This is a genomic window from Chromobacterium haemolyticum DSM 19808 (assembly GCF_000711885.1).
GTDB lineage: Bacteria > Pseudomonadota > Gammaproteobacteria > Burkholderiales > Chromobacteriaceae > Chromobacterium > Chromobacterium haemolyticum.
In genome coordinates this window covers 22,118-45,505 of record NZ_JONK01000016.1, presented here as the reverse complement: position 1 = coordinate 45,505, position 23,388 = coordinate 22,118, and the positions used below count along the sequence as shown (strand labels likewise).

The 23,388-nt window shown below is 59.9% G+C and carries 16 protein-coding genes; 10 read left to right on the top strand and 6 right to left on the bottom strand.

Features of this window, described 5'->3' with window-relative positions:
• Window positions 1-42: 42 nt before the first annotated feature.
• A complete protein-coding gene (locus tag BR71_RS11125; protein ID WP_231138289.1) occupies window positions 43-813 on the top strand; it encodes a transporter substrate-binding domain-containing protein in 771 nt (256 codons plus the stop codon).
• A gap of 75 nt (window positions 814-888) precedes the next feature.
• Window positions 889-1,551 (top strand): amino acid ABC transporter permease, encoded by a 663-nt coding sequence (locus BR71_RS11120; RefSeq protein ID WP_043637026.1) that lies wholly within the window; start codon window positions 889-891, stop codon window positions 1,549-1,551.
• A gap of 48 nt (window positions 1,552-1,599) precedes the next feature.
• Here BR71_RS11120 and BR71_RS11115 read toward each other — a convergent pair whose 3' ends face one another.
• Window positions 1,600-3,354, bottom strand: coding sequence for an AMP-dependent synthetase/ligase (locus BR71_RS11115; protein ID WP_043637023.1), 1,755 nt, complete (start codon window positions 3,352-3,354; stop codon window positions 1,600-1,602).
• Window positions 3,355-3,588: 234 nt separating this feature from the next.
• Between BR71_RS11115 and BR71_RS11110 the strand changes: the two genes are divergently transcribed.
• The 3 genes from BR71_RS11110 (at window position 3,589) to BR71_RS11100 (ending at window position 6,720) form a co-directional block, all read left to right on the top strand.
• Entirely contained in the window at window positions 3,589-4,734 is a 1,146-nt protein-coding gene (locus BR71_RS11110; protein ID WP_043637019.1) for a trans-sulfuration enzyme family protein, read from the top strand.
• A gap of 67 nt (window positions 4,735-4,801) precedes the next feature.
• Entirely contained in the window at window positions 4,802-5,857 is a 1,056-nt protein-coding gene (locus tag BR71_RS11105; protein WP_052370503.1) for an NAD(P)H-dependent flavin oxidoreductase, read from the top strand.
• Window positions 5,858-5,937: 80 nt separating this feature from the next.
• Complete coding sequence (locus BR71_RS11100) at window positions 5,938-6,720, top strand: ferredoxin--NADP reductase (RefSeq protein WP_043637015.1); 783 nt, start codon at window positions 5,938-5,940, stop codon at window positions 6,718-6,720.
• A gap of 19 nt (window positions 6,721-6,739) precedes the next feature.
• Here the strand turns inward: BR71_RS11100 and BR71_RS11095 are convergent, their stop codons facing one another.
• On the bottom strand, window positions 6,740-7,189 hold the full coding sequence (locus BR71_RS11095) for a GNAT family N-acetyltransferase (RefSeq protein WP_043637012.1): 450 nt from the start codon (window positions 7,187-7,189) through the stop codon (window positions 6,740-6,742).
• Between the two features lie 7 nt (window positions 7,190-7,196).
• Complete coding sequence (locus tag BR71_RS11090) at window positions 7,197-7,808, bottom strand: LysE family translocator (RefSeq protein WP_043637009.1); 612 nt, start codon at window positions 7,806-7,808, stop codon at window positions 7,197-7,199.
• 107 nt (window positions 7,809-7,915) lie between these two features.
• Here BR71_RS11090 and BR71_RS11085 point away from each other — a divergent pair, with 107 nt between their 5' ends.
• Window positions 7,916-8,302: a DUF488 domain-containing protein gene (locus tag BR71_RS11085; protein WP_043637005.1), complete on the top strand. Its 387-nt coding sequence runs from the start codon at window positions 7,916-7,918 to the stop codon at window positions 8,300-8,302.
• Between the two features lie 62 nt (window positions 8,303-8,364).
• Window positions 8,365-8,994 (top strand): LysE family translocator, encoded by a 630-nt coding sequence (locus BR71_RS11080; protein ID WP_043637164.1) that lies wholly within the window; start codon window positions 8,365-8,367, stop codon window positions 8,992-8,994.
• A gap of 260 nt (window positions 8,995-9,254) precedes the next feature.
• Here BR71_RS11080 and BR71_RS11075 read toward each other — a convergent pair whose 3' ends face one another.
• The 3 genes from BR71_RS11075 to BR71_RS11065 form a co-directional block, all read right to left on the bottom strand.
• Window positions 9,255-10,688: a sensor histidine kinase gene (locus tag BR71_RS11075; protein WP_043637001.1), complete on the bottom strand. Its 1,434-nt coding sequence runs from the start codon at window positions 10,686-10,688 to the stop codon at window positions 9,255-9,257.
• Window positions 10,689-10,794: 106 nt separating this feature from the next.
• Entirely contained in the window at window positions 10,795-13,050 is a 2,256-nt protein-coding gene (locus tag BR71_RS11070) for an arginine/lysine/ornithine decarboxylase (protein WP_043636998.1), read from the bottom strand.
• A 436-nt stretch (window positions 13,051-13,486) separates the two neighbouring features.
• On the bottom strand, window positions 13,487-15,007 hold the full coding sequence (locus tag BR71_RS11065) for a phospholipase D-like domain-containing protein (RefSeq protein ID WP_052370502.1): 1,521 nt from the start codon (window positions 15,005-15,007) through the stop codon (window positions 13,487-13,489).
• Between the two features lie 282 nt (window positions 15,008-15,289).
• Here BR71_RS11065 and gltB point away from each other — a divergent pair, with 282 nt between their 5' ends.
• The 3 genes from gltB to BR71_RS11050 all read left to right on the top strand — a co-directional run bounded on the left by gltB (window position 15,290) and on the right by BR71_RS11050 (window position 23,379).
• Window positions 15,290-19,738, top strand: coding sequence for a glutamate synthase large subunit (gltB, locus tag BR71_RS11060; protein WP_043636995.1), 4,449 nt, complete (start codon window positions 15,290-15,292; stop codon window positions 19,736-19,738).
• Between the two features lie 102 nt (window positions 19,739-19,840).
• Window positions 19,841-21,253: an FAD-dependent oxidoreductase gene (locus BR71_RS11055; protein WP_043636986.1), complete on the top strand. Its 1,413-nt coding sequence runs from the start codon at window positions 19,841-19,843 to the stop codon at window positions 21,251-21,253.
• Between the two features lie 680 nt (window positions 21,254-21,933).
• Window positions 21,934-23,379 carry a mannose-1-phosphate guanylyltransferase/mannose-6-phosphate isomerase gene (locus tag BR71_RS11050; RefSeq protein WP_043636982.1) on the top strand — a complete coding sequence of 482 codons (1,446 nt, stop codon included), beginning with the start codon at window positions 21,934-21,936 and terminating at the stop codon, window positions 23,377-23,379.
• The last annotated feature ends 9 nt before the right edge of the window (window positions 23,380-23,388 follow it).

Here is a 23,388-nt window from a genome sequence, read left to right as displayed (position 1 = left end):
GAATTCAAAATTCCAAAAGGTTATATTGATATGCGCAAGCTGATGACGGTTCTTGTAGTGGCAGGCTTGGCTGGCCAAGCGTTTGCGGCGGACTTGCTGGATACGGTCAAGCAGCGCGGCAGTTTGAAAATCGCTTTGGAAGGCACGTATCCGCCGTTCAACTTCAAGGACGCCAAGCAGCAATTGACTGGTTTTGATGTCGAGATTGCCACCGAAATCGCCAAGCGCCTGAAAGTAAAGCCGGAGTTCACCACCGCAGAGTGGAGCGGTCTGCTGGCGGGTTTGCAGGCCGGCAAGTTCGACATCGTGGTTAACCAAGTGGGCGTAACCGACAAGCGCAAGGAAGTGTTCGACTTTTCCCAGCCTTATACTTACTCCAGCGCGCAATTGATTGTACGCAAGAACGAGGCCCGCGTATTCAAGAGCCTGGCGGATCTGAAAGGCAAGAAGTTGGGCGTGGGACAGGGCAGCAATTACGCCGATATGGCCAAGGCCGTGCCCGGCATCGAGGTGAAAACGTATCCCGGCGCGCCTGAATATCTGCAGGATCTGGCCAGCGGCCGTGTGGACGCGGCGCTGAACGACAGTTTACTGATTCCCTTTGCCATCAAGCAGGCGAAGCTGCCGTTGAAGGCCGGCGCCCCGGTGGGCGACGTGGCAACGATGGCTATCCCGTTCGCCAAGAACAATCCGCAGTTCAAGGCGGCGATTGACAAAGCTCTGGGCGATATGAAGACCGACGGCAGCTTCAAGAAGATCTCAGTCAAGTGGTTCGGCATCGACGTGTCGAAAGTGCCGGCGGCCAAGAAATAAGCGGCGCTCCTTTTTGAGTGAATAGGGCAAGACGCCCCTGCTTGAGCGGGGGCGTCGGTTTTTGGAAAAACGTGAATGACTGACTGGATTGTCCTGTTCGAATCGGCGCTGCCGGTGTTATTGCAAGGCGCGGGCTATACCTTGATGTTCGCTGTGGTCGCGATGGTGCTGGGGCTGGCGCTGGGCTTTATCGTGGCCTTCCTGCGCGTAGCCAGGGTGCCTTTGCTGGCGCAGGCGGCGGCTTTCTATGTCAGCGCAATGCGCGGCACCCCGCTTTTGGTGCAGATTTTCGTCATTTATTACGGTCTGCCCGGCGTGGGGATTGAATTGGGGCCGGTGACGGCGGGCATTCTGGCCTTGACCCTGAACGTGGCCGCCTACTTGTCGGAAAGCCTGCGCGGCGGCATTGCCGGCGTGCACCGGGGACAGTGGGACGCCGGCTTGTCCTTGGGCTTGAGCTGGTGGCAGACCATGTGTCACATCATCGTCCCGCAGGCGCTGCGCTTGTCGGTGCCCAGCTTGTCCAATTCGCTGATCAGCCTGATCAAGGACACTTCGCTGGTGTCGGTGATCACGGTGACCGAGCTGATGCTGGCGACCAAGGAAGTGATTGCCCAGACTTTCCAGCCCTTGCCGCTGTATCTGGCTGCGGCGGGGATCTACTGGGTGTTGAGCGCCAGCTTCGAGCGAGTGCAGCGCTATGTGGAGCGGCGCTTGGAGTTAGCGCATAAGCGCTGACCGTCTCGCAATAAAAAACCCCGCGTTGCGGGGCTTTTCGCGTAGCGCTCAGGCCGGGGCGTAGAGGCTTTCTATCATTGCGCGGCAGCGTTCGGCAATGACCTTGCGGCGCAGCTTCAGCGTGGGCGCCAATTCGCCGGCGTCAACGCACCAGGGCTTGTCGATCAGCGTGAATTTCTTGATGTGTTCCCAGTTGCCGAAGTAGCGGTTGAAGCGTTTGATCTCGCGGTCTATCAACTCGACGATCTTGGGGTGGCTGCTCATCTCGCTGTCGGTGGTGTAGGCGATGCCGTGCTCGGCGCACCACTCCTTCAGTTTCTCGAAGAGCGGGACAATCAGCGCCGCCGCGTATTTCTGACCATCGCCCACTACCATGATCTGATCGATAAAGGCGGATTCCTTCAGTTTGTTCTCCAGCGCTTGCGGCGCAATGTATTTGCCGTTGCTGGTCTTGAACATTTCTTTTTTGCGATCGGTGATGCGCAGGTAGCCATGTTCCAGCACGCCGATGTCGCCCGTGTGCAGCCAGCCGTTTTTCAGCGCTTCGGCGGTGAGTTCGGGTTCCTTGTAATAGCCGAGCATGACATTGTCGCCGCGCACCAGGATTTCGCCATCGTCGGCCAGGCGCACCTCCACGCCGGGCAGGGGCAGGCCCACGCTGCCGATCCGGGTGTCCCGGGCATTGAATGGGTTAGCGGAGATCACCGGGGCGGACTCGGTCATGCCGTAACCTTCCGCCACAGAAACGCCGCAGGCCCAGAACAGGCGCGCCAGACGCGGCTGCAGCGCGGCGGATCCGACATTGATCCATTTGAGTTCGCCGCCCATGGCCGCCCGCCATTTGCGGTAAACCAGCTTGTCGGCCAGCGCGTGTTTGGCGGCTTCCAGGGGGGAGCGCCGCGCATTGGGGTCGAAGCGCTCTGCCCGTTCCACCGCCCACAGATATAGGCGACGTTTGAGGCCGCTGAATTCGCGCGCCTTGCCCACCAGCTTGTCGTGCACTTTCTCCAGCACGCGAGGCACTGCACTGAAGGTATGCGGACGAATGTCGGCAAGGGCGGAGGACAGGCATTCCACGCTGGAGAAATAGATCCCGGCGCTGCTGTACATATAGTAGAACACCCCGGCGCGCTCGAAGATGTGCGACAGCGGCAAAAAGCTCAGCGCGCGACACTCTCCGTGCGGCAGACGAGTGAACTCCGCGGTGGCGATGACGGTGCTGAGCACGTTGCGGTGCGACAGCATCACGCCTTTGGAGCGTCCAGTGGTGCCGGAGGTGTAAATGATGGTGTAGACATCGTCCGGTTGGATTGCGTCACGGCGGCGCTCCAGCTCGGCTTGCCGCTCCGGATTGGCAAGGGCCAGGATCTCGGTCCAGGATGGGCAGCCTTCGATCTGTGCCAGACCATAGATCGGACAGCTGAATTTGCCCAGCGCCTCATGCAATTTGCGTTGCAATGCGGCATTGCCGACGAAAGCGAGCTTGACCTCGGCATGAGTCAGGATATAGCGTGCATCATCAAGGGTCATGGTGGGATAGAGCGGCACGCTGACGGCGCCGATTTGTTGCAACGCCAGATCGGCTAGCACCCATTCGATGGAGTTATCGGCGGCGATGGCGACTTTGTCGCCGCTGGCGATGCCCAACTCCAAGAGACCCAAACTGAAGCGGTTGACGCTGTCCGCAACTTCCTCGGTGGACAGCCTGCGCCATTCCTTGCCGGACTTCGCGGCGAGACAGTCAGTGCGTGGGTGGCGTTCGAGTTGGCGGGGCAGGATGTCAAATACGCGTTCTAGCTTCATTCGTACAATTGTTTGAATGCGAAACGCTGCAAAATAGTCCTAAAGCGCGTGGATGTAAAGCCAAAGCTGCTAAAAATTTAGTCAAGATCAAGGGAGTTGCCGCCATTTTTGTGGTGGTTTCCTTGAAGTTTTCGAAAAATGATGAAAGAGTCATGGACGCGGCGCGCTAGGAGCTTGATTGCGGTCTGTTTGTCGGACAATGTAGGCAAGTAAATGATTTTTTGAGGAAAACCCGTGAAATTTGCAACCAGATCCATTCATGCCGGCTATGACAACGCAGATCATGGCAAGGCAGTGATGCCGCCGGTGTACCAGACTTCGGTGTTCGAATACGGGCATGTCGGTGAAGCCATGCCCTTTGTTTATGCCCGCACCGGCAATCCCACGCGGGCGGCGCTGGAGGCTTGCCTGGCCAGCCTGGAAAACGCCCGCCACGGCCTGGCCTTTGCCAGCGGCATGGCGGCCATAGACGCGGTGCTGCGCGCTTGCCTGAAGCCGGGCGACGAGGTGATCGCGGTGGCGGATCTTTATGGCGGCGCTTACCGCTTGCTGAGCAAGGTGATGGAGCCGGCTGGCGTCAAAGTCACTTTCGCGGATTTGGGCGATAGTCGGAGCCTGTCTGCGCTAATAAGCACGCGGACCAAGCTTCTGTGGCTGGAGTCGCCCACTAATCCGTTGTTGGGCATGGTGGACATCGCGGCGTTGTCCAAGATCGCGCATGCTCATGGCTCGCGAGTGGCGGTGGACAGCACTTTCGCCACGCCTTATTTACAGAATCCGCTCGATTTGGGCGCCGACATCGTTGTGCATTCCGCCACCAAGTATCTGGCCGGTCACTCCGACGTCTTGCTGGGCCTGGCGGCGGTCAACGACGATGCCTTGCATCGCGAAATCAAATTCATCCAGAACGCGGCCGGCGCGGTGCCGGGACCTCAGGATTGCTTCCTGACCCTGCGCGGCATCAAGACCCTGCATCTGCGCATGGATCGCCATTGCGATAACGCGGAGCGGGTGGCGAATTACCTGCAATCGCACCCCAAGGTGGAGCGGGTGTTCTTCCCGGGGCTGCCTGAGCATCCGGGGCATGATTTGGCCCGCCGACAGATGCGTCGCTTCGGCGGCATCGTCAGCATCTGGCTTAAGGACGATAGCCGCGAGGCGGCCAGCAGATTGGCGGAGCGGCTGCGCTTGTTCGCGTTGGCGGAGTCGCTGGGTGGAGTCGAGTCGTTGATCAATCACAGCTATACGATGTCGCACGGCGGCATGCCGCCCGAGCAGAAGGCCCGGTTGGGGATCCGCGAAGGAGGGGTGAGACTGTCGATAGGCATAGAAGACATCGAGGACATCCTGGCTGATCTGGAGCAGGCTTTGGCGGACTGATTGAAGAGCGCGTCTGATAGCGCAGTCTTTCAACCGACGCCCGCGCGGGCGTAATCTGAGGATAAATATGGCTTCCGCTTTGTGTCGTCGCTGGCAGTTGCACACCCCTTTGATTCAGGCGCCGATGGCGGGCGGCGCCACTACCCCTACCTTGGTGGCCTCGGTCAGCCAGGCCGGCGGCCTGGGTTTCCTGGCGGCGGCGCTGCTGCCGCCGGAACGCCTACTCAGCGAAGCCGCTGCGGTGCGCCGCCTCACGGACAAGCCTTTCGGCATCAATCTATTTGTGCAGGAGGATCCCGTTCCCGGCAGGGAAGCCTTGGAACAGGCGCTGGAGTGGCTGGCGCCGCTGCACCGTGAGCTGGGACTGCCGGCGCCGCAAATCCCGGAGCGCTTCTGTGAGCCGTTCGCACGTCAGTTCGAAGCGTTGCTGGAGGCTAAGCCGGCGGTGGCCAGCTTCACCTTCGGCATCCTCAACCGCAATCAGCTCAAATTGTTGAAGCAGGCCAAGATAGACGTGATCGGCACCGCCACCAATATGGCGGAAGGGTTGGCCTGGGCCGAACTGGGCGCTGACGCGATCTGCGCGCAGGGCCGGGAAGCGGGTGGCCATCGCGGCACTTTCATAGGCCGGCCGCAGGACAGCCTGCGGCCGACGCTGTCGCTGGTTTACGAATTGGCGCAGAACCAACCGCTGCCGGTGATCGCCGCCGGCGGCATCATGCATGGGCGCGACATCGCCGCCGCGATGCGTCACGGCGCCCAGGCGTGCCAGCTGGGCACCGCGTTCTTGCGTTGCCCGGAGTCCGGTATTTCCGCCTTGTGGAAAAGCGAGCTGGCCAAGGCCGCGCCCGGCGGCACCCGTTTGACCCGCGCGTTTTCCGGGCGCCACGCGCGCGGCCTGAGCAACCGTTATATGGAATTGATGGCCGACAAGGAAGACCTGGTGCCGGCTTATCCTGTGATGAACGCCTTGACCGGGCCCTTGCGAGCCGCGGCGGCCAAGGCAGAACTGTCTGATTTTCTATCCTTGTGGGCTGGCGAAAACGTGGCCGCCGGCCGGGAGCTGCCGGCGGGGCAACTAGTCGCCACGCTGCATGAGGAATGGCTGGCCGCCTATCGTTGAGCGCCTCTGTGACGCCGGCTTGAAGCCGTAGCCGATCTGGAGGACAATACTTGAGTGATTTACTTGGGTATTGGCGAGCAATGGATACAGCGATCGAAGAGAAATACACGGTTCAACCCATTTTATGGTTGCGGCGTTGGGCGGACAATCTGCTCAGCTTCCGCTTGCGGCGGCCGGACGCCTATCGTTTTGAGCCAGGGCAGTTTGCGCGCTTGGGCCTGCCGCTGGGCGATCATGGCGGCCAAGTTTGGCGGGCGTACTCGATGTGTTCGGCGGTGACCGACGAGTATCTGGAGTTCTATTCCATCGTGGTGCCGGAAGGCCAGTTCAGTTCGCGCCTGGCGCAGTTGCAAGTGGGCGCAGAAGTGATGTTGGACAAGAAGGCGATGGGCTTCTTCTTGGCGGACCGGCTGCCGGCGGGTAAGGATCTGTGGCTGCTGGCTACTGGCACCGGCTTGGCGCCGTATTTGTCGATTCTGCAGGATCCGGGGCAGTGGCGGCGTTTCGAGCACATCGTGCTGGCGCACTGCGTGCGACGCGCCGAGGAGCTCAGCTACCAGGATTTCATCGCTGCTTTATGCGAGCATCCGTTGTGGGAAGAGCACGGCCATAAACTGCAATACCTGCCCATCGTGACGCGCGACGCGCCGGACGGCCTGTTGGACGAACGTATACCGGCCTTGCTGGCCAATGGACGTTTGGAGCGGGCGGCTGGGCTGTCGATGTCGCCGGAAGACTCGCGTTTCATGATCTGTGGCAACCCGGCCATGGTGGAGGACACCCATAGGCAATTGATGAAGATGGGCTACCGGATGAGCCGGCAAAGCGCGCCCGGCCACCTGGTATTGGAGAACGGCTGGTAGTCGTTACGCTCCAACAGGCCTACAATGCTTTGCTCATGAACAGGCTGAGCGGATCGGGGGCGTAGGCGCCGAATGGAGGGCAGGGGCTGAAGCCGGCGCGTTGGTACAGGCCGATGGCTTCTGGCTGGGACACGCCGGTTTCCAGTTTCAGCGCGGGTAGGCCGGCGGCGCGGGCTTCTTCCTCTAAGCGCCCCAGTAGTGCCTGCGCTACCCCCTTGCCGCGTTGGGACGGCGCCACGAACATGCGTTTGATCTCGCCGTAATCCTCATGCCGCACCAGTGCGGCACAGCCGGCGGCGGCACCCTTCTCGTCGCGGGCAACAATGAAGCGCACCTGGGGCCGCTCCAGCGCAGAGGGGTCCATCAAGTGGTTGCTTTCCGCCGGGTAGAGGGCGGCCTGATATTCGTCCAGTTGGCGGATTAGCTCTAACACATCGTGTTGCCGCGGAGATTCCAATTGCAGATTCATGGCGTTTTTACTTGTTGGCGTTGGCGAGCAGAGCGCCGAATAGCAGAAATGTCATGCCGCCGGCCTTGTTCACCCATTTGCCTCCGCGCTCGCTGGCCAGCCAGCGCCGCGCGCGCTGGGCGGTCAACGCGTACACGGTGTGAATCAGGATGATCAGGCTGCTGAAAGTGCCGACCAGTAGCAGAAATTGCGGCGCGTAAGCGCCTTGAGTGTCGATGAACTGCGGGAAAATGGATAGAAAGAAGAAGATGGACTTGGGGTTGGTCAGCTGTACCGCCATGCCTTCTCCAAAGCGTCGGGCAAAACCGCGCGGCTGGGTTTGAATCTCATCGAAGCGGAAAGCCGGCGCGCGCAGTAGTTTGACGCCCAGATAAAACAGATAAGCGGCGCCTATCCATTTCATCACGGTGAAGGCTAGCGCCGAGGCCGCCAGCAATAGGCCCAGGCTGGTAGCCGACACGCCGGCGACGATGAAGGAGCCGCAGGCGGTGCCGAGAATGCCGCCCATGGTGCCGCGCAGGCCGAAGCGCAGAGAATTGGTCAGGGTCATCAAAATGCCGGGGCCGGGGCTGAGCACGGTGGCCGCCGCCATCAGTAGATAAAGCGGATAGTGTTGCATGAGGATTGTTCTGGTTGGGGGCAGGCCCTTAGTCTACGCAGGGTTCGCCATCGATGACAATGTTGTTCCGCGCGGCGCACCGGCTGCGCTGTTTCGGAGAGCGAGCTATGACGATACGCGTCGTGCAATTGGGCAGTCCGCGTCACCCGCAGGAGGGCACGCGCATCGGTACGGTGCGGAGGCCGCCGCGCGGTGTACCCAAGGAGGCGTTTGCCAGCGGTGATTGGTACGACGTGTGGTTTCCCAACCTGGCGCCTAGCGCGGAGCTGGTAAAACAGGCGCAGGCCGCGCAGGGTCCCGCTGAATGGCAGGCTTTCGAGCGGGCGTATCGCGCGGAGATGAAGGCGCCGGCGCAAAGCCGCGAGCTGGATTTGCTGGCGGCGCTGTCGCACGGCAGCCACTTTTCCATCGGCTGTTACTGTCAGGACGAGGCGCGCTGCCACCGTTCGGTGCTGCGAGCTTTGCTGCGGGAACGCGGCGCGGCGCTGGATTGAGGCTTTGATTCCGTCGGGCCGGCTTGTATCATGGCAATTTGTATCTATTCGGAATGTCCGCCATGCCTGATTTGTCTACGCTATTGTTGTTCAGTCTCGCCTGCGTTGCGCTCGCGGCGACGCCGGGCCCGGATATGCTGTTGATCGCCAGCCGCAGCGCCAGCCAGGGTTGCAAGGCCGGTTTCGCCACCTTGGCGGGTATTCAGATGGGGACTTACTGCCATGCTCTGGCGGCGGCCTTCGGCTTGGCGCAGTTGTTCGCGCATGCGCCGATGGCCTACGATGCGGTGCGCATCGCCGGCGCCGCCTACCTGTTCTACCTCGCTTGGACCACGCTGCGTAGCGGCAGTGTGTTGAGCGTCCCCGGCGCGGCGGACGCGCAGTCGATGCCGCGCATCGTGGCCCAAGGTCTGATCACCAACTTGCTCAACCCCAAGATGGCGCTTTTCGTGTTGGCTTTGTTCCCCCAATTCGTTCACCCGTCAGCTGGGCCGGTTTCCCTGCAGATCATGGTGTTGGCAACTGTGTTGAACGCGATCGGCCTGCTGATCAACGGCGCGATCATCTTGGCGGCCAGCCGTTTCGGGCGCGCGCTTGGCGACAAACTGGGAAGCAGCCGGCTGCCGCAATGGCTGCTGGCGTCTGTGTTTGGCGGGCTGGCTTTGCGGCTGGCGCTGGCGAGCAAGGACTGAGGCGTTACGAGCGACTGACAAAAATCAGTTTCACGCCTGAGAACGTGCTTACGATCTCGCGAGCTAAGGTGAAACAAGGCGAAAACCGCTGAGAAAGCGGAGTGTACACACGGTACATGAGCATTTCGACGCGGTTTTCAACGCTGTATCGCCGATGCGCAGCAGATCGTAAACAGGTTCTGAGGCAAGGCGCACCGACGCAGGCAGTACTTGTATACGGCAAGTCGGCGCAACGCGGCATCAGGGGCTTGTCAGCCGCTCTAGGCGCCGCGTTTGGCCCAGGGCAATATCAGCTGGGCGATGACGCCGCCGTTGGCGGCGTTTTGCACGTGCAGCTTGCCGCCTTGTGCCCGAGCCAGGGTTTCGCATAGCGGTAAACCCAGGCCCATGCCGCGGGAGCGAGTGGTGAAGAAGGGGAGGAAGATCTTGGGCAGGATGGCGTCGGGAATCCCTGGGCCGTTGTCTATGACCTTGAAGCGATAGTTGTGCCCGTCGCTTTCGCCGCTGATCACGATGCGGCCGCCTTGTTCTTGTAGCGCGTCGCAGGCGTTTTGCACCAGATTGTGCAGGATCTGTTCCAGCGCGGTGCGTTCCGCGCGGGGCCATTCGTCTGGGCTTAAGTTATGCCATTCCAGGGTGATGTTTTGGTTGGCCAGTTCGGCCTGACGTAGGAACAGCAGGGAATTCACCAGGGCGTCTGGGTCCAGCGGCGTGGTTTCAGTGGCTTTGGGATGGGCCAGCAGGCGGCTGAGCCGACTGATCAAGGCGGCGGCGCGACGCGCTTGCGCGCCGGTGGCCAGCAGCGTGTCGCGCACGGTTTCGCGCTGAGAGGGTTCGTCCAGCGTCCGCTCCAGCTGGCGGGTGTTGGCGATGATGGCGGTGAGCGGCGGGTTCAACTCCTGCGCCAGCCCGGCCATCATTTCATTCAGGGTGTTGAGCCGGGCTTGAGCGGCCAGCCGGTCCTGCTGCTGCTGGCGCTGTTGAGAGGCGCGTTGGCGATGTCTGGCGTACAAGGCGACGGCAACGGCTGCGAGCAGCGCGTTCCATAGCAGGATTTCCATCCAGGGCAAACTGTTCCAACTCAAGGCTGTGCGGCTGGATAGACGGAAGGGCTGGCTGGCGCTGGGCAGTTTGCGGTCCAGGCTCAGGTCCCAGTCATTGACCGGCGCGCCGGCCTTGCGTTGCAGCAATTCGATACGGTGGCCGCGCAATTGCAGGGAGATGTTTTCCAGCGGTTCAGGCAGTTCGGCTTGGACCAGCATGCGCAGCGGGTCGATCAGCAGCGCCCAGCCGTCGGGACTTTGCAGCCAGTAGCGCTGTTGAGCGTCGAAGCCGAGGACGGTCTGGCCTTGTTGCTGGGCCTGCCATAACAAGGCCAGCGGCGGGCGGAGACCGCCGGGGTCGCCATGCCATTGTTGTTGCCGCCAGTAACCCACCGCGCTGAGCTGAGGCATGGCGGTTTGCAGGCGCTTGAGCATGTCGGCCGGCAAACGGCTTTGTTCCGAGGCGGCCAAGGTGGCCAGAACCGCGTCGTGTTGCGAGGCTTTCTGGCTTAGCAGACGCAGGGCGATAAAGGATTCCTGGCGGAAGCGCTGCTCCAATTCGCCAAACTGGCGCCAGCCCAGCCATAGGCAGCCGGCCAGGCTGAGCAAGAGCCAGGCGATGAGGGCGTAACGGCGGTCCAATGACATCATGACGGCGATTATCGCACGCTGCCGCGAGCGCGCCAGCCTGGTGTGTTAAAGATTATTGTGTAGAAATTGTGGCGGCGGCGCGCTGGCGGAGCACCGCCGCCGTGCCTCATTTCACGCAGTCGACACAGTAGACCTTGCGGCCGTTAAGGTCCGTCGCCACCAACCCATGCACATCGGTCTCGAAACCGGGCAGCTCGCGGTTGAAGTCCTGAGCGAAGCGCAAGTAGTCAACGATGGTTTTGTTGAAACGCTCGCCGGGAATCAGCAAGGGGATGCCCGGCGGATAGGGTGTCAGCAGCACCGCGGTGACGCGGCCCTCCAACTGTTCCACCGGCACGCGTTCGATCTCGCGGTGGGCCATCTTGGCGAAGGCATCGGCAGGGCGCATGGCCGGCTCCATTTCCGACAGGTAGATCTCGGTGGTGATGCGGGCCACGTCGTGCTTGCTGTAGAGCAGGTGGACGCGCTGGCACAGATCGCGCAGGCCGACGCGCTCGTATTGCGGGTATTTGGCGATGAACTCCGGCATGACCCGCCACATCGGCTGGTTCTTGTCGAAGTCGTCCTTGAACTGCTGCAGTAGGGAGATCAGCGTATTCCAGCGGCCTTTGGTGATGCCGATGGTGAACATGATGAAGAAGCTGTACAAGCCGGTTTTTTCCACCACCACGCCGTGCTCGGTCAGATACTTGGTGACGATGGCGGCGGGAATGCCCATCTCTTCGAAGCTGCCGTCCACATCCAGGCCCGGCGTCAGTACCGTGGCCTTGATCGGGTCCAGCATATTGAAGCTGTCCTCGATGCCGGCGAAGCCGTGCCAGCGCTCATCCGGCCGCAGTTGCCACTCGGCCGGGTCGCAGATGCCGTCGTCGGATAGGTCGTCCGGTCCCCAGACGCTGAACCACCAGTCGCGGCCGTATTCTTCGTCCACTTTGCGCATGGCGCGGCGGAAGTCCAGCGCCTCCACCAGCGATTCTTCCACCAGCGCCTGTCCGCCCGGCTGTTCCATCATCGCCGCCGCCACATCGCAACTGGCGATGATGGAGTATTGCGGGCTGGTGGAGGTGTGCATCAGATAGGCCTCGTTGAACCAGGCGGTGTCCAGCTGACGTTGTTCCGGGTCTTGCACCAGAATCTGCGAGGCCTGGCTGATGCCGGCCAGCAGCTTGTGCGTGGACTGGGTGGAGAAGATCAGGCTGTCCTTGCAGCGCGGCCGCCCTTCGCCGATGGCGTGGAAGTCTCCGTAGAAATCATGGAAGCCGGCGTGCGGCAGCCAGGCCTCGTCGAAGTGCAGGGTGTCGACCTCGCCGTCCAGCAGGTGCTTGATCTCCTCGACATTGTAGAGAATGCCGTCGTAGGTGGACTGAGTCAGCGTCAGGATACGCGGCTTGGTCTGCGGGTTCTTGGCCAGCGCGTCGCGGGCGAAGGGATTGGCCTGAATTTTCTTCTTGATATTGTCGAGCTGAAATTCGGATTTCGGAATCGGGCCGATGATGCCGTAGTGGTTGCGAGTCGGCATCAGGAACACCGGAATCGCCCCGGTCATCATGATGGCGTGCAGATTGGATTTGTGGCAGTTGCGGTCCACCAGCACGATGTCCCCGGCCGCCACGCAGCTGTGCCAGACGATCTTGTTGGAGGTAGAGGTGCCGTTGGTGACGAAGAACAGGTGGTCGGCGTTGAAGATGCGCGCGGCGTTGCGCTCGGAGGCGGCGATGGGGCCGGTGTGGTCCAGCAACTGGCCCAGTTCGTCCACCGCGTTGCAGACGTCGGCGCGCAGCATGTTTTCGCCGAAGAATTGGTGGAACATTTGGCCCACTGGGCTCTTCAGGAAGGCGACGCCGCCAGAGTGGCCGGGGCAGTGCCAGGAGTAAGAGCCGTCGTGGGCGTAGTCCACCAGCGCGCGGAAGAATGGTGGAGCCAGGCTATCCAGATAGCTTTTGGCTTCGCGGATGATGTGGCGGGCGACAAACTCCGGCGTGTCCTCGTGCATGTGGATGAAGCCGTGCAGCTCGCGCAGGATATCGTTGGGGATATGGCGCGCGGTGCGGGTTTCGCCGTACAGGTAGACAGGGATGTCCGGGTTGCGGCGGCGGATTTCCGCGACGAAGCCGTAGAGTTTGCCCAGCGCTTCCTGCGCCGCGTCTTCGGTGTGGAATTCCTCGTCGTCTATCGACAGGATGAAGCCGGCCGCGCGGCTTTGTTGCTGGGCGAAGGAGGTCAGATCGCCGTAGCTGGTGTAGCCGATCACGCTCATGCCTTCCGCCTCCATGGCGGCGGCGAGTTCGCGGATGCCGGAGCCGCTGGTGTTTTCCGAGCGGAAGTCCTCGTCGATGATTACGATGGGGAAATGAAAACGCATACCTGAGCCCTCAGTTGCTGTAACTCGGACACGCGCGGCGGGCGGGACGCGGGGAGGCCGCCGGTTCGCCGTAGGCGGATCCGGGGCCGCGGGCACCTGTAACCCTTTGCGGTGTCACTCGGTGCGCGTTGGGGCGCAGTTCTGTACGCACGGGCAGACGCGAGGTCCGCCGCCGCCATGGAGGCTGGCCTTGAGGCGCGAATAAAAACAGGGCGCTTTGCGCCGCGGTCCGTAGCTGGCACGCATCTCATTCAGTTTGCGCGCGCTTCACGTCTGCCGGCCTGGAGAACATCCCAAGAAAGCGCGCATTTTAGACCTTTTGCTTGTCATGTTGTTGCGCAGCAAAAACTTTTCCCAGAAAAAAGCGGCTGGCGGCGGCCTCTCGTGGGGCGGCGGGGATGTATTGAAGACCTCGACCTAGGTCAAGGATTTGTTTTTAATCGCATTTGTCCTGGGGCGCGCCATCTTGAGCGCTTGCCGGCGCAGCCGGCGGCGGCTGTTGTTTTTTGCCACGTCTGGCCCAGTACAAGCCCAAGGCCTTGGCGACGATGGCCCCGCCGCTGAGCAGTAGCAAAAAGAGCAAGGGTGCCGCCACCAGCCAGGGAAAGAAAGCGATCAGGCTGGCGAAGATCAGCAGGGCCATGCCTATGGTCAGGAAGGCGGACGCTTCGCTGGCGTCGACATTGCGGGTGCCGCGCACCACCACGTCCAGCGCGTCGCCAATCCGCGCCGCCTGCCGCGCGGCGGCGCTAGCGCCGCTGAGGGCGGCGGTATGCGGCGGCAGCTGCAGGCCGTGATAGTCCTTGGGGCGGGGCTTGGTCAGCGTCGGTCGGCGGCGTTGCCCGGCCAGAATCACCTCGGTGGCGTGGTCCAGATCCCGCAGGAATTGCTCGGCCAGCTTTTCCGCCAAAGTCTGGTCTTCCACCGCCACGTCCAGTTCTCGGTTGGCGAGCCAACTGGAGAGGTTGAGATTGGTGGAGCCGATACGCGCCCAACGTCCATCCGCCACCGCGGTCTTGGCGTGGATCATCGGGCCGTCCCATTCGAAAACGCGAACGCCGGCTTCAAGCAGCGGGCGGTATTGGGTGCGCGATACAGTGGCGATCCAGCCGATGTCGCTGGAACGCGGCACCAGCAAGCGGACATCGACGCCGTCGCGCGCGGCCTGTTTCAGCGCGGTCAGATACATGCTGGTGCCCATGAAATAGGCGTCGGTCAGCCACAAGGTGCGCCGGGCGAAGCAGGCGATCAGCAAATCCAGCCGCATCATTTGCGCGGTAGCCGGCGTGGTGGCGATCAGACGCGCCGCTACCCCGCCGCAGTTCTCCGCCGGCGGCGGGGTTAGCCATTCCGCGGGCAGCGGGCTGCCGCAGCTGGCCCAGCTGTCGGCGAAGGCGGCCAGAGCGTCGGCCGCCAGCGGTCCGCTGAATTTGACGCCGGTATCGCGCCAGGGCTCTTGGCCGCGCTCCGGGCGACCTTCCCAACTGGAACTGATACACAGGCCGGACACAAAGACGGTTCGGCGATCAATCACGATCAATTTGCGATGATTGCGGCCCAGCATGCTGAGGCCTGCGGTCAGCGATGGCGGATTGTAGGCGCGTAGTTCCGCTCCCGCGGCCTGCAGCGGGGTGAAGAAACTGCCCAGATGCGTTTTCCAGCTGCCCAGCCAGTCGTACAGCACGCAGACCTTCACTCCGGCGCGGGCCTGTTCAGTCAGTAGATCCCGGATTCGCAGGCCAAATGCGTCGTTGGCGAAGATATACATCTCTATGAATACCGATTCCCGGCTATCGGCGATGGCTTGTTCCCATGCCGGGAAATTTTCCACGCTGTCGTAGAGCAGTTCCAGGTGATTGCCGCCCACCAGCGGGGCGCCGGCGGAACGTGAAAACGCCTGCTCGGCCAAGTGGCGGATCAGCTCCTGATTGGCGGGATGGGGAGACAGGATGGGCATTATTATTGGCTATTGTTTGACAATATACTTGTTTTGATTGAAATGGCCATTTTGGATGTCCTTGACAAGGTAGCTTGACAGTCGTTTTATTGAACGTCCGCGTCACAAAATCACAATTAATCCGTCGTAAAAATACGATTTTTCGACATCGAAAAATTAAAAAACACGATGTAACATAATGATTTTTATAGTCTAATGCGGTGCACAAAAACCGGTTGCAGGGTCAAGCTCCTTGCCCTTAGAATCGAAACATTCGTTTCACATTATAAGCAGGACAAAGCTATGGACAGACAACGCTGGCTACAGGGCACCCTGTACCATCCGGACTTCGAACAAGACAGCTGCGGTTTCGGCTTGATCGCCCAGCTTGACGATAAACCCAGTCACTGGCTGGTGAATACCGCCATTTCCTCGCTGGCCAAGCTGACTCATCGCGGGGCTGTGGCCGCCGACGGCAAGTCCGGCGACGGCTGTGGTCTGCTGTTTCGCAAGCCGGACGGGTTTTTGCGCGAAGTCGCCGCGGAGGCCGGCTTGACGCTGAAGCCAGTGTACGCCGCAGGGCTGGTGTTCCACCATCCCGATCCGGAGCAGGGGGAGCGCAGCTTGCGGCGTCTGCGCGAGTTTCTGGAGTCTCAAGGCTTGGAGGTGGCGGGTTTCCGACAGGTTCCCACCGACAACAGCGCCTGTGGGGAGGCGGCCTTGGCATCTCTGCCCGCCATGGTCCAGGTCTTTGTTAACTGTCCATTCGGCATGGACGAATTAATGTTCCAGCGCCGTTTGTATATGGGTCGTCGCCAGGCTGAGAAAGCCAATAAGGCAGACGACCCGTTTTTTTATCTGCCGACTTTGTCGCCGCACACCCTGTCCTACAAAGGCTTGGTCACGCCGGAGAACCTGCCCAAATTTTTCCTGGATTTGAACGACTCCCGTTTCGAGTCCAGCCTGGCCGTGTTCCACCAGCGCTTCTCCACGAATACCTGGCCGCAATGGAAGCTGGCGCAGCCTTTCCGTTTTCTCGCTCACAACGGCGAAATCAACACTGTGCAGGGCAATCGTCATTGGGCGCGAGCGCGCGAGCGCATCATGGCATCTCCGCATCTGGACATGGACGCGGTGCGTCCCATCGTGCAGACCGACGGCTCCGACTCGATGTCGCTGGACAATATGCTGGAAGGCCTGCTGATGGGGGGCATTCCGCTGTTCCGCGCGCTGCGCCTGCTGGTGCCGCCGGCTTGGCAGAATGTCGATTCGACCGATAAGGATTTGCGCGCCTTTTACGAATTCAACTCCATGCATATGGAACCGTGGGACGGCCCGGCCGGCATCGTGCTCACCGACGGTCGCTACGCCGCCTGTATGTTGGATCGCAATGGCCTGCGGCCGGCGCGTTGGGTGCTGACACGCGACAATATCCTGACCATCGCCTCCGAAGTGGGGGTGTGGGACTACCAGCCCGAAAATGTGGTGCGCAAGGGCCGGGTCAAGCCGGGCCAGCTGTTCGCCGCGGACCTGGCCACCGGCGAGCTGTTGTTGCCGGAGGAGATCGACGCCCAGCTCAAGAGCGCCAAGCCGTATCGGCAATGGATTAAGGACAGCGCCAAATACCTGGAGCTGTCGATCGAGGACGATGCCGGAGTCGAGCCTTTGTCCAAGGACGAACTGGCGCGTTTGCAGAAGCTGTTCAATATCAGCTTTGAAGAGCGAGACCAAATCCTGCGTGTACTGGCCGAAGACGGCCAGGAGGCGGTGGGCTCAATGGGAGACGACACCCCGATGGCGGTGTTGAGCCGGAAAGTGCGCTCGCCGTTTGATTATCTGCGCCAGCAATTCGCCCAGGTGACCAACCCGCCTATCGACCCCATCCGCGAAGCGGTGGTGATGTCGCTGAATACGGTGTTTGGGCCGGAACGCAATATGTTCGAAGAGAGCGCCGAGCACGCCAAGCGGCTGGAAGTGCGCTCTCCGGTGCTGTCGCACGAGAAATTCACCCGCGTGACCACGCGGCCGGAGCCTTATCTGAAGGCGACGACTTTCGACCTGTGCTACGACCCCACCGAAACCGATTTGCGCCAGGCATTGGAAACGCTGACCCGGCATGTTGTGGATGCGGTCCGGGAGGGCACGGTCATCGTGGTGCTGTCCGACCGCCATGTGACGGCGCAACGCCTGCCCATCCCGGCCTTGTTCGCCACCGGCGCGGTGCATCACGCATTGATCGACAGTGGTTTGCGCTGCAAGACCAATATTCTGGTGGAAACCGGCACAGTGCGCGACGCGCACCAGATGGCCTGCATCATCGGCTACGGGGCCACCGCGGTCTATCCCTATCTGGCTTACCAGAGCATCATCGAGTTGGTACAGAGCGGCGAGGTCAAACTCAAGCTCAACGAAGCCTTGCAGCACTATCGCAAGGGCATCAACAAAGGTTTGCTCAAAGTACTGTCCAAGATGGGTATCTCCACCATCGCCTCCTATCGCGGCGCACAGCTGTTCGAAGCAGTGGGCATCCATGAAGAGGTGGTGGAGCTGTGCCTGAAGGGCACGGTGTCGCGAGTGTCCGGCGCGGGTTTTGCCGACTTCGAGGACGATCAACGAAAGCTGGCGCGTTTCGCCTTCAACCCGATGCGGCCGATCTCACAGGGCGGCTTGCTCAAGTACGTGCACGGCGAGGAATACCACGCTTACAACCCCGATGTGGTGACCTTGCTGCAAAAGGCGGTGCAGAACGACGACTACCAGGCCTATCAGCAGTACGCCGAGGCGGTGAACCAACGCCCGGTGGCGATGCTGCGAGATCTGATGCAGGTGCAGCCATTGGGCGAGCCCATCTCTATCGACGAAGTGGAGCCGGTGGAAGCCATCCTCAAGCGTTTCGACTCCGCGGGCATGTCCCTGGGCGCTTTGTCGCCGGAGGCGCATGAAGCGCTGGGGATCGCGATGAACCGCCTGGGCGGCCGCTCCAACTCTGGCGAAGGGGGCGAGGACGCCGCGCGTTACGGCACAGAGAAAATGTCCAAGATCAAGCAGGTGGCTTCGGGGCGCTTCGGCGTTACGCCGCATTACCTGGTCAATGCCGAAGTGCTGCAGATCAAAGTGGCGCAAGGCGCCAAGCCGGGCGAGGGCGGCCAGCTGCCGGGCGACAAGGTGTCCGGCCTGATTGCGCGGCTGCGCCATGCCAAGGAAGGCATCAGCCTGATCTCGCCGCCGCCGCATCATGACATCTACTCTATCGAAGACTTGGCGCAACTGATTTTCGACCTCAAGCAGGTCAATCCGTCCGCGCTGGTGTCGGTCAAGCTGGTGGCCGAGCCCGGCGTCGGAACCATCGCCGCCGGCGTGGCCAAGGCCTACGCTGACCTGATCACTATTTCCGGCTACGACGGCGGCACCGGCGCCTCGCCGCTGACCTCGGTCAAATACGCAGGCTCCCCATGGGAGCTGGGCTTGTCTGAGGCGCAGCAAGTGCTGCGCGCCAATGGCCTGCGGGGCCGGGTGCGGGTACAGACCGACGGCGGCTTGAAGACCGGCCTGGATGTGATCAAGGCGGCGATGATGGGCGCGGAAAGCTTTGGCTTCGGCACCGGCCCGATGGTGGCGCTGGGCTGCAAATACTTGCGCATCTGCCATCTGAACAACTGCGCCACCGGCGTGGCTACCCAGGAAATCAAGCTGCGCTCCAAATACTTCACCGGCTTGCCGGAAATGGTGATGAACTATTTCCTGTTCATCGCGCGTGAAACCCGCGAGTGGATGGCCAAGCTGGGCGTGCGCAATATGGAAGAGCTGATCGGTCGGATGGACTTGCTGAGCCTGGCGGCCGGAGATACCGACAAGCAGCAGAAGCTGGACCTGTCGCCCTTGTTGTCGCAAGGCCGGGTGCCGGACAGCGAGCCGCGTTTCTGCGTCAGCGCCAGCAACCCTTCCTTTGACAAGGGCGAATTGGCGGAAGCCATTCTGCAGGACGCCATATCCGCCATCCACAATAAGCAGATGCTGGAACTGAGCTACCCCATCGAGAACACCCACCGTTCCATCGGCGCGCGCTTGTCCGGCGAGATCGCCCGCGTTCACGGAGCCGCTGGCTTGCCGTTCGGCTGCCTCAAGATCAAGTTCAGCGGCAGTGCCGGGCAAAGCTTCGGCGTGTGGAACGCATCCGGCTTGCACCTGGAGCTGGAAGGCGACGCCAACGACTATGTAGGCAAAGGCATGGCCGGCGGCCGAGTGACCATCTATCCGCCCAAGGGCGCGGGATATCGGGCAGGCGAGTCCATCATCATTGGCAATACCTGTCTCTACGGGGCTACCGGTGGGCAATTGTTCGCCGCAGGCGTGGCGGGAGAGCGTTTCGGGGTGCGCAACTCCGGCGCGCTGGCCGTCATCGAAGGCGCCGGCGACCATTGCTGCGAATACATGACCGGCGGCACGGTCATCGTGCTCGGCGAAACCGGCTACAACTTTGGCGCCGGCATGACAGGCGGCTTCGCCTTCGTCTACGACCCGAATGAGAAATTCGCTTATCGCTACAACAACGAGCTGATCGATATCCACCTGATCAACGGCGAGGCCATGGGCATGTACCGCGCTTATCTATTGGAAAAGATCGCCAAGCACGTTGAATTGACCGGCTCCGAGACGGCCAAGGCGATGCTGGAGAACTTCGACGATTACGTCGATTACTTCTGGCTGATCAAACCCAAGGCGGCCAAGCTCGACAGCCTGCTCAAGGACTAAGAAGACGGCACGACTGAGCCGCGCGAGCGCGGCCTAGTCAAATCACCTCATTAAAAGCCCGGCCGCCTGTGAGCGGCGGGCCCAGCAAGACAGGAAACAACCATGAGCGATGTTTTCCAATTCATGAAGCTTGCACGCAACCCCGGCGACAAGGTCGACGCTTCGGTGCGCAAGATCGAATTCAAAGAAATCTACCAGCCCCTGCATAGCGTGGATGCGGCTGAGCAGGCTGGCCGCTGCTTATCCTGTGGCAACCCATATTGCGAATGGGAGTGCCCGGTGCACAACTACATCCCCAACTGGCTGAAGCTGGTGGAGGAAGGACGCTTGTTCGAGGCGGCGGAAATGTCGCACAAAACCAATAGCCTGCCGGAAATCTGCGGTAGGGTTTGCCCGCAAGACCGTCTGTGCGAAGGCGCATGTACCTTGAACCAAGGCGGCTTCGGCGCGGTCTCCATCGGCAGCATCGAAAAATATATCACTGATGAGGCCTTCAAGGCAGGGTGGCGTCCGGACATGTCCAAGGTGGTGTGGACGGATAAGAAAGTTGCTATTATCGGGGCCGGTCCTGCAGGCTTGGCCTGTGCTGACGTACTGGTTCGCAATGGCGTCAAGGCCGTTGTTTATGACCGTTACGAAGAAATCGGCGGGTTGTTGACCTTTGGTATTCCTGAATTCAAGCTGGAAAAGTCCGTGATCAAGCGGCGCCGCGAGATCATGGAAGGTATGGGAGTGGAGTTCGTGCTCAATACCGAGATCGGCAAAGATATCCAGATTGAAGAGTTGCTGGAACAATACGACGCTATCTTCATGGGTATGGGCGCTTATAAGTATATGAAAGGCGGCTTTCCTGGAGAGGATTTGCCTGGAGTGTTGGAGGCTTTGCCTTATTTGATCAATAATGTGCGCCAAGGCTTGGGGACGCTGCCGGTAGGCGAGTCCGTAATCTCTATGCAAGGTAAGCGAGTATTGGTGCTGGGTGGTGGCGACACGGCGATGGATTGCAACCGTACCGCGATACGTCAGGGCGCCAAAAGTGTGATCTGTGCCTACCGCCGCGATGAAGCGAATATGCCGGGTTCCAAGCGTGAGGTGGCGAATGCGAAGGAAGAGGGTGTTGACTTCCTCTGGAATCGCCAGCCCCTCTCTATAGAGCCGATGAAAAACGGTATCCTGGCCGTGAAATTGGCCGAAACCTACCTTGGAGAGTCCGATGCGAAAGGCCGCCGCAACGCAGAGATTGTACCGGGTAGTGAAGAAATCGTAGAATGCGACCATGTCATCATAGCCTTCGGCTTCCAGGCCGAAGCAGCTTCATGGTCGGAGAGGCAAGGCATAGCGGTTGCAGCGAACGGTCGCACCCTAGCGGCCGAGTATGGAGAGCACAAATATCAGACCAGCAACCCCAAAGTATTTGCCGGTGGAGACATGGTTCGTGGTGCAGATTTGGTGGTGCGGGCGGTGTTTGAGGGGAGGGAAGCTGCTGAGGGGCTCTTGGGTTGTCTCTGTCTTTAGATGGCGAGAACAGAGTGTTTGGGATAGGCACTGCTTTTACCATAAGCTTAGCTTCCAGTCACTCTTGCCTTGTGTTGTAGGTGAATTTTGAGAGAGTGTGTAGGAACGTGAGTGATTAATGGGTGTAGAAGTTGGCAGATTTGAGAGGTAAGCCTAACGATGCAGACCACTTGTCATGGTATTAGGTGCAAAGTACTAATTATTATCGAAATAAAGTGATTTTGAGTCGCGATTAATGTTATTGTATTCGGTTTTATAATTTTTGTTGTGGTGTGTTTAGAATGTTTCTCCATAATATGTTATGTCGAGGTGGTGCTCTGGGTGTTGTGGCCAGCCACTAAACACGGCTGCAGGAGTATGCCTATTTCTGGATGACGCATATCTTGCAAAAATATCCGGATGTCACTCAGTGCGAACTCTTTGGGAGCAGGGTACTAGTGGCTTGAATTACTGCCTTAAAGTGTAGGCTGAGAGGGGGTAAATACGAAAACCTTCTCCCACTCCTAAAGACAAGTTCGGGTGCATCGTATGGGCTTGCAATGAGCCAAATGGTAGTATAGGTCTGCCATTTTGCAGTAATTTTGTGACAAAAATGGATGAACTATGAGGCGCCAAAATCTGAAATTCAGGTGCTCAGGTTATAAATAAAAAGTCTTGGTTGAGAAGGAATTCAAAAGCGCATGATTAGTGTTACTCCTGTAATTCTTTGTGGCGGCTCCGGGACGCGCTTGTGGCCGTTGTCTCGAACCGGCTTCCCCAAACAATTTCTGTGTCTGACAGGTAACGAAAGCCTGTTTCAGCAAGCTGCTCAACGCTTATCAGGTTTGGGTAATGCTGATATGCAGTTTGCCTCACCGTTGATCGTGACTGGCGAGGATCATCGCTTTCTGGCCGCGGAGCAATTGCGAGAAATTGGTATTGAGTTGGGCTGCGCTTTGCTAGAGCCGACCGGCCGCAATACCGCACCTGCGCTCACCTTGGCGGCACTGGCGGCAACGGAAGAGGGGCGTGACCCAGTTCTTGTGGTGACTTCTGCCGATCAGACAGTAAGCGATTCTGGAGCGTTCGCCGTGGCGACGCATGCAGCGATTAAAGAAGCGGCAAACGGTACGATTGTGATCTTGGGGGTGACACCTGACCGTCCAGAAACGGGCTATGGCTATATCCAGACCGACAGTGCAACTGTTGGTATCAAGACTCAGACGGTCCGGCGATTTGTCGAAAAGCCTGATGAAAACACCGCCAAGATCTACCTAGAAGAGGGAGGGTATTTCTGGAATGCGGGCATGTTTGTGCTGAAAGCCTCCACATGGTTGCAAGCACTTGAAACATTCCGTCCAGATATCTTGGCCGTGACACGCTCAGCCTGGGCTAAACGATCAATTGATGAGCAATTCGTTAGGCCCGATAAAAGCGAGTTCGCGGCTATTCCCGCCGAATCTGTTGATTACGCAGTGATAGAGCACTGCCCGGGTAGTCGCTTTTCTATCAAGATGGTGCCGCTGGATGCCGGCTGGAGTGACCTGGGGGCCTGGGATGCCGTTTGGAAGGTGCTGCCAAAAGATGAAAGAGGCAATGCATACATTGGTGATGTGTTGACCACAGGCAGCCGCAATACGCTTGTCCATGCCACCAGCCGACTGGTGAGTCTGGTTGGTGTAGAGGATATTATCGTCATAGAAACCCCCGACGCTGTTCTGGTTGTGAACAAATCATGCAGCCAGGATGTTAAGCACATCGTAAATGGACTTCAGAAGCAAAGCCGCGAAGAGCATACCCTCCATCGCAAAGTCCACCGCCCTTGGGGGTGGTACGACAGTATCGACGAAGGTGTCCGCTTTAAGGTCAAACGGATTCAGGTCAAGCCAAAAGCTAGTCTGAGCTTGCAAAAACACCACCACAGGGCAGAGCACTGGATCGTTGTTAAAGGGACTGCTGAGATAACTAATGGCGAAAAAATAACCCTCTTGACCGAAAATCAGTCAACTTACATTCCTCTTGGTGAGATCCACCGGTTGTCCAATCCTGGGACGGTTCCGTTAGAGATTATTGAAGTGCAGTCGGGGGGGTATTTGGGGGAGGATGACATTGTTCGATTTGAAGATAGTTATGGGAGAGTTATTTAAATGAAAACC

Coding starts and splice junctions, on each gene's coding strand:
- BR71_RS11075 (WP_043637001.1), bottom strand. CDS start 10,688: ATGATGTCATTGGACCGCCGTTACGCCCTCATCGCCTGGCTCTTGCTC.
- BR71_RS11065 (WP_052370502.1), bottom strand. CDS start 15,007: ATGCCCATCCTGTCTCCCCATCCCGCCAATCAGGAGCTGATCCGCCAC.
- BR71_RS11105 (WP_052370503.1), top strand. CDS start 4,802: ATGGCTTCCGCTTTGTGTCGTCGCTGGCAGTTGCACACCCCTTTGATT.
- BR71_RS11080 (WP_043637164.1), top strand. CDS start 8,365: ATGCCTGATTTGTCTACGCTATTGTTGTTCAGTCTCGCCTGCGTTGCG.
- BR71_RS11090 (WP_043637009.1), bottom strand. CDS start 7,808: ATGCAACACTATCCGCTTTATCTACTGATGGCGGCGGCCACCGTGCTC.
- BR71_RS11095 (WP_043637012.1), bottom strand. CDS start 7,189: ATGAATCTGCAATTGGAATCTCCGCGGCAACACGATGTGTTAGAGCTA.
- BR71_RS11115 (WP_043637023.1), bottom strand. CDS start 3,354: ATGAAGCTAGAACGCGTATTTGACATCCTGCCCCGCCAACTCGAACGC.
- BR71_RS11050 (WP_043636982.1), top strand. CDS start 21,934: ATGATTAGTGTTACTCCTGTAATTCTTTGTGGCGGCTCCGGGACGCGC.
- BR71_RS11070 (WP_043636998.1), bottom strand. CDS start 13,050: ATGCGTTTTCATTTCCCCATCGTAATCATCGACGAGGACTTCCGCTCG.
- BR71_RS11120 (WP_043637026.1), top strand. CDS start 889: ATGACTGACTGGATTGTCCTGTTCGAATCGGCGCTGCCGGTGTTATTG.
- BR71_RS11125 (WP_231138289.1), top strand. CDS start 43: ATGACGGTTCTTGTAGTGGCAGGCTTGGCTGGCCAAGCGTTTGCGGCG.
- BR71_RS11055 (WP_043636986.1), top strand. CDS start 19,841: ATGAGCGATGTTTTCCAATTCATGAAGCTTGCACGCAACCCCGGCGAC.
- BR71_RS11100 (WP_043637015.1), top strand. CDS start 5,938: ATGGATACAGCGATCGAAGAGAAATACACGGTTCAACCCATTTTATGG.
- BR71_RS11085 (WP_043637005.1), top strand. CDS start 7,916: ATGACGATACGCGTCGTGCAATTGGGCAGTCCGCGTCACCCGCAGGAG.
- gltB (WP_043636995.1), top strand. CDS start 15,290: ATGGACAGACAACGCTGGCTACAGGGCACCCTGTACCATCCGGACTTC.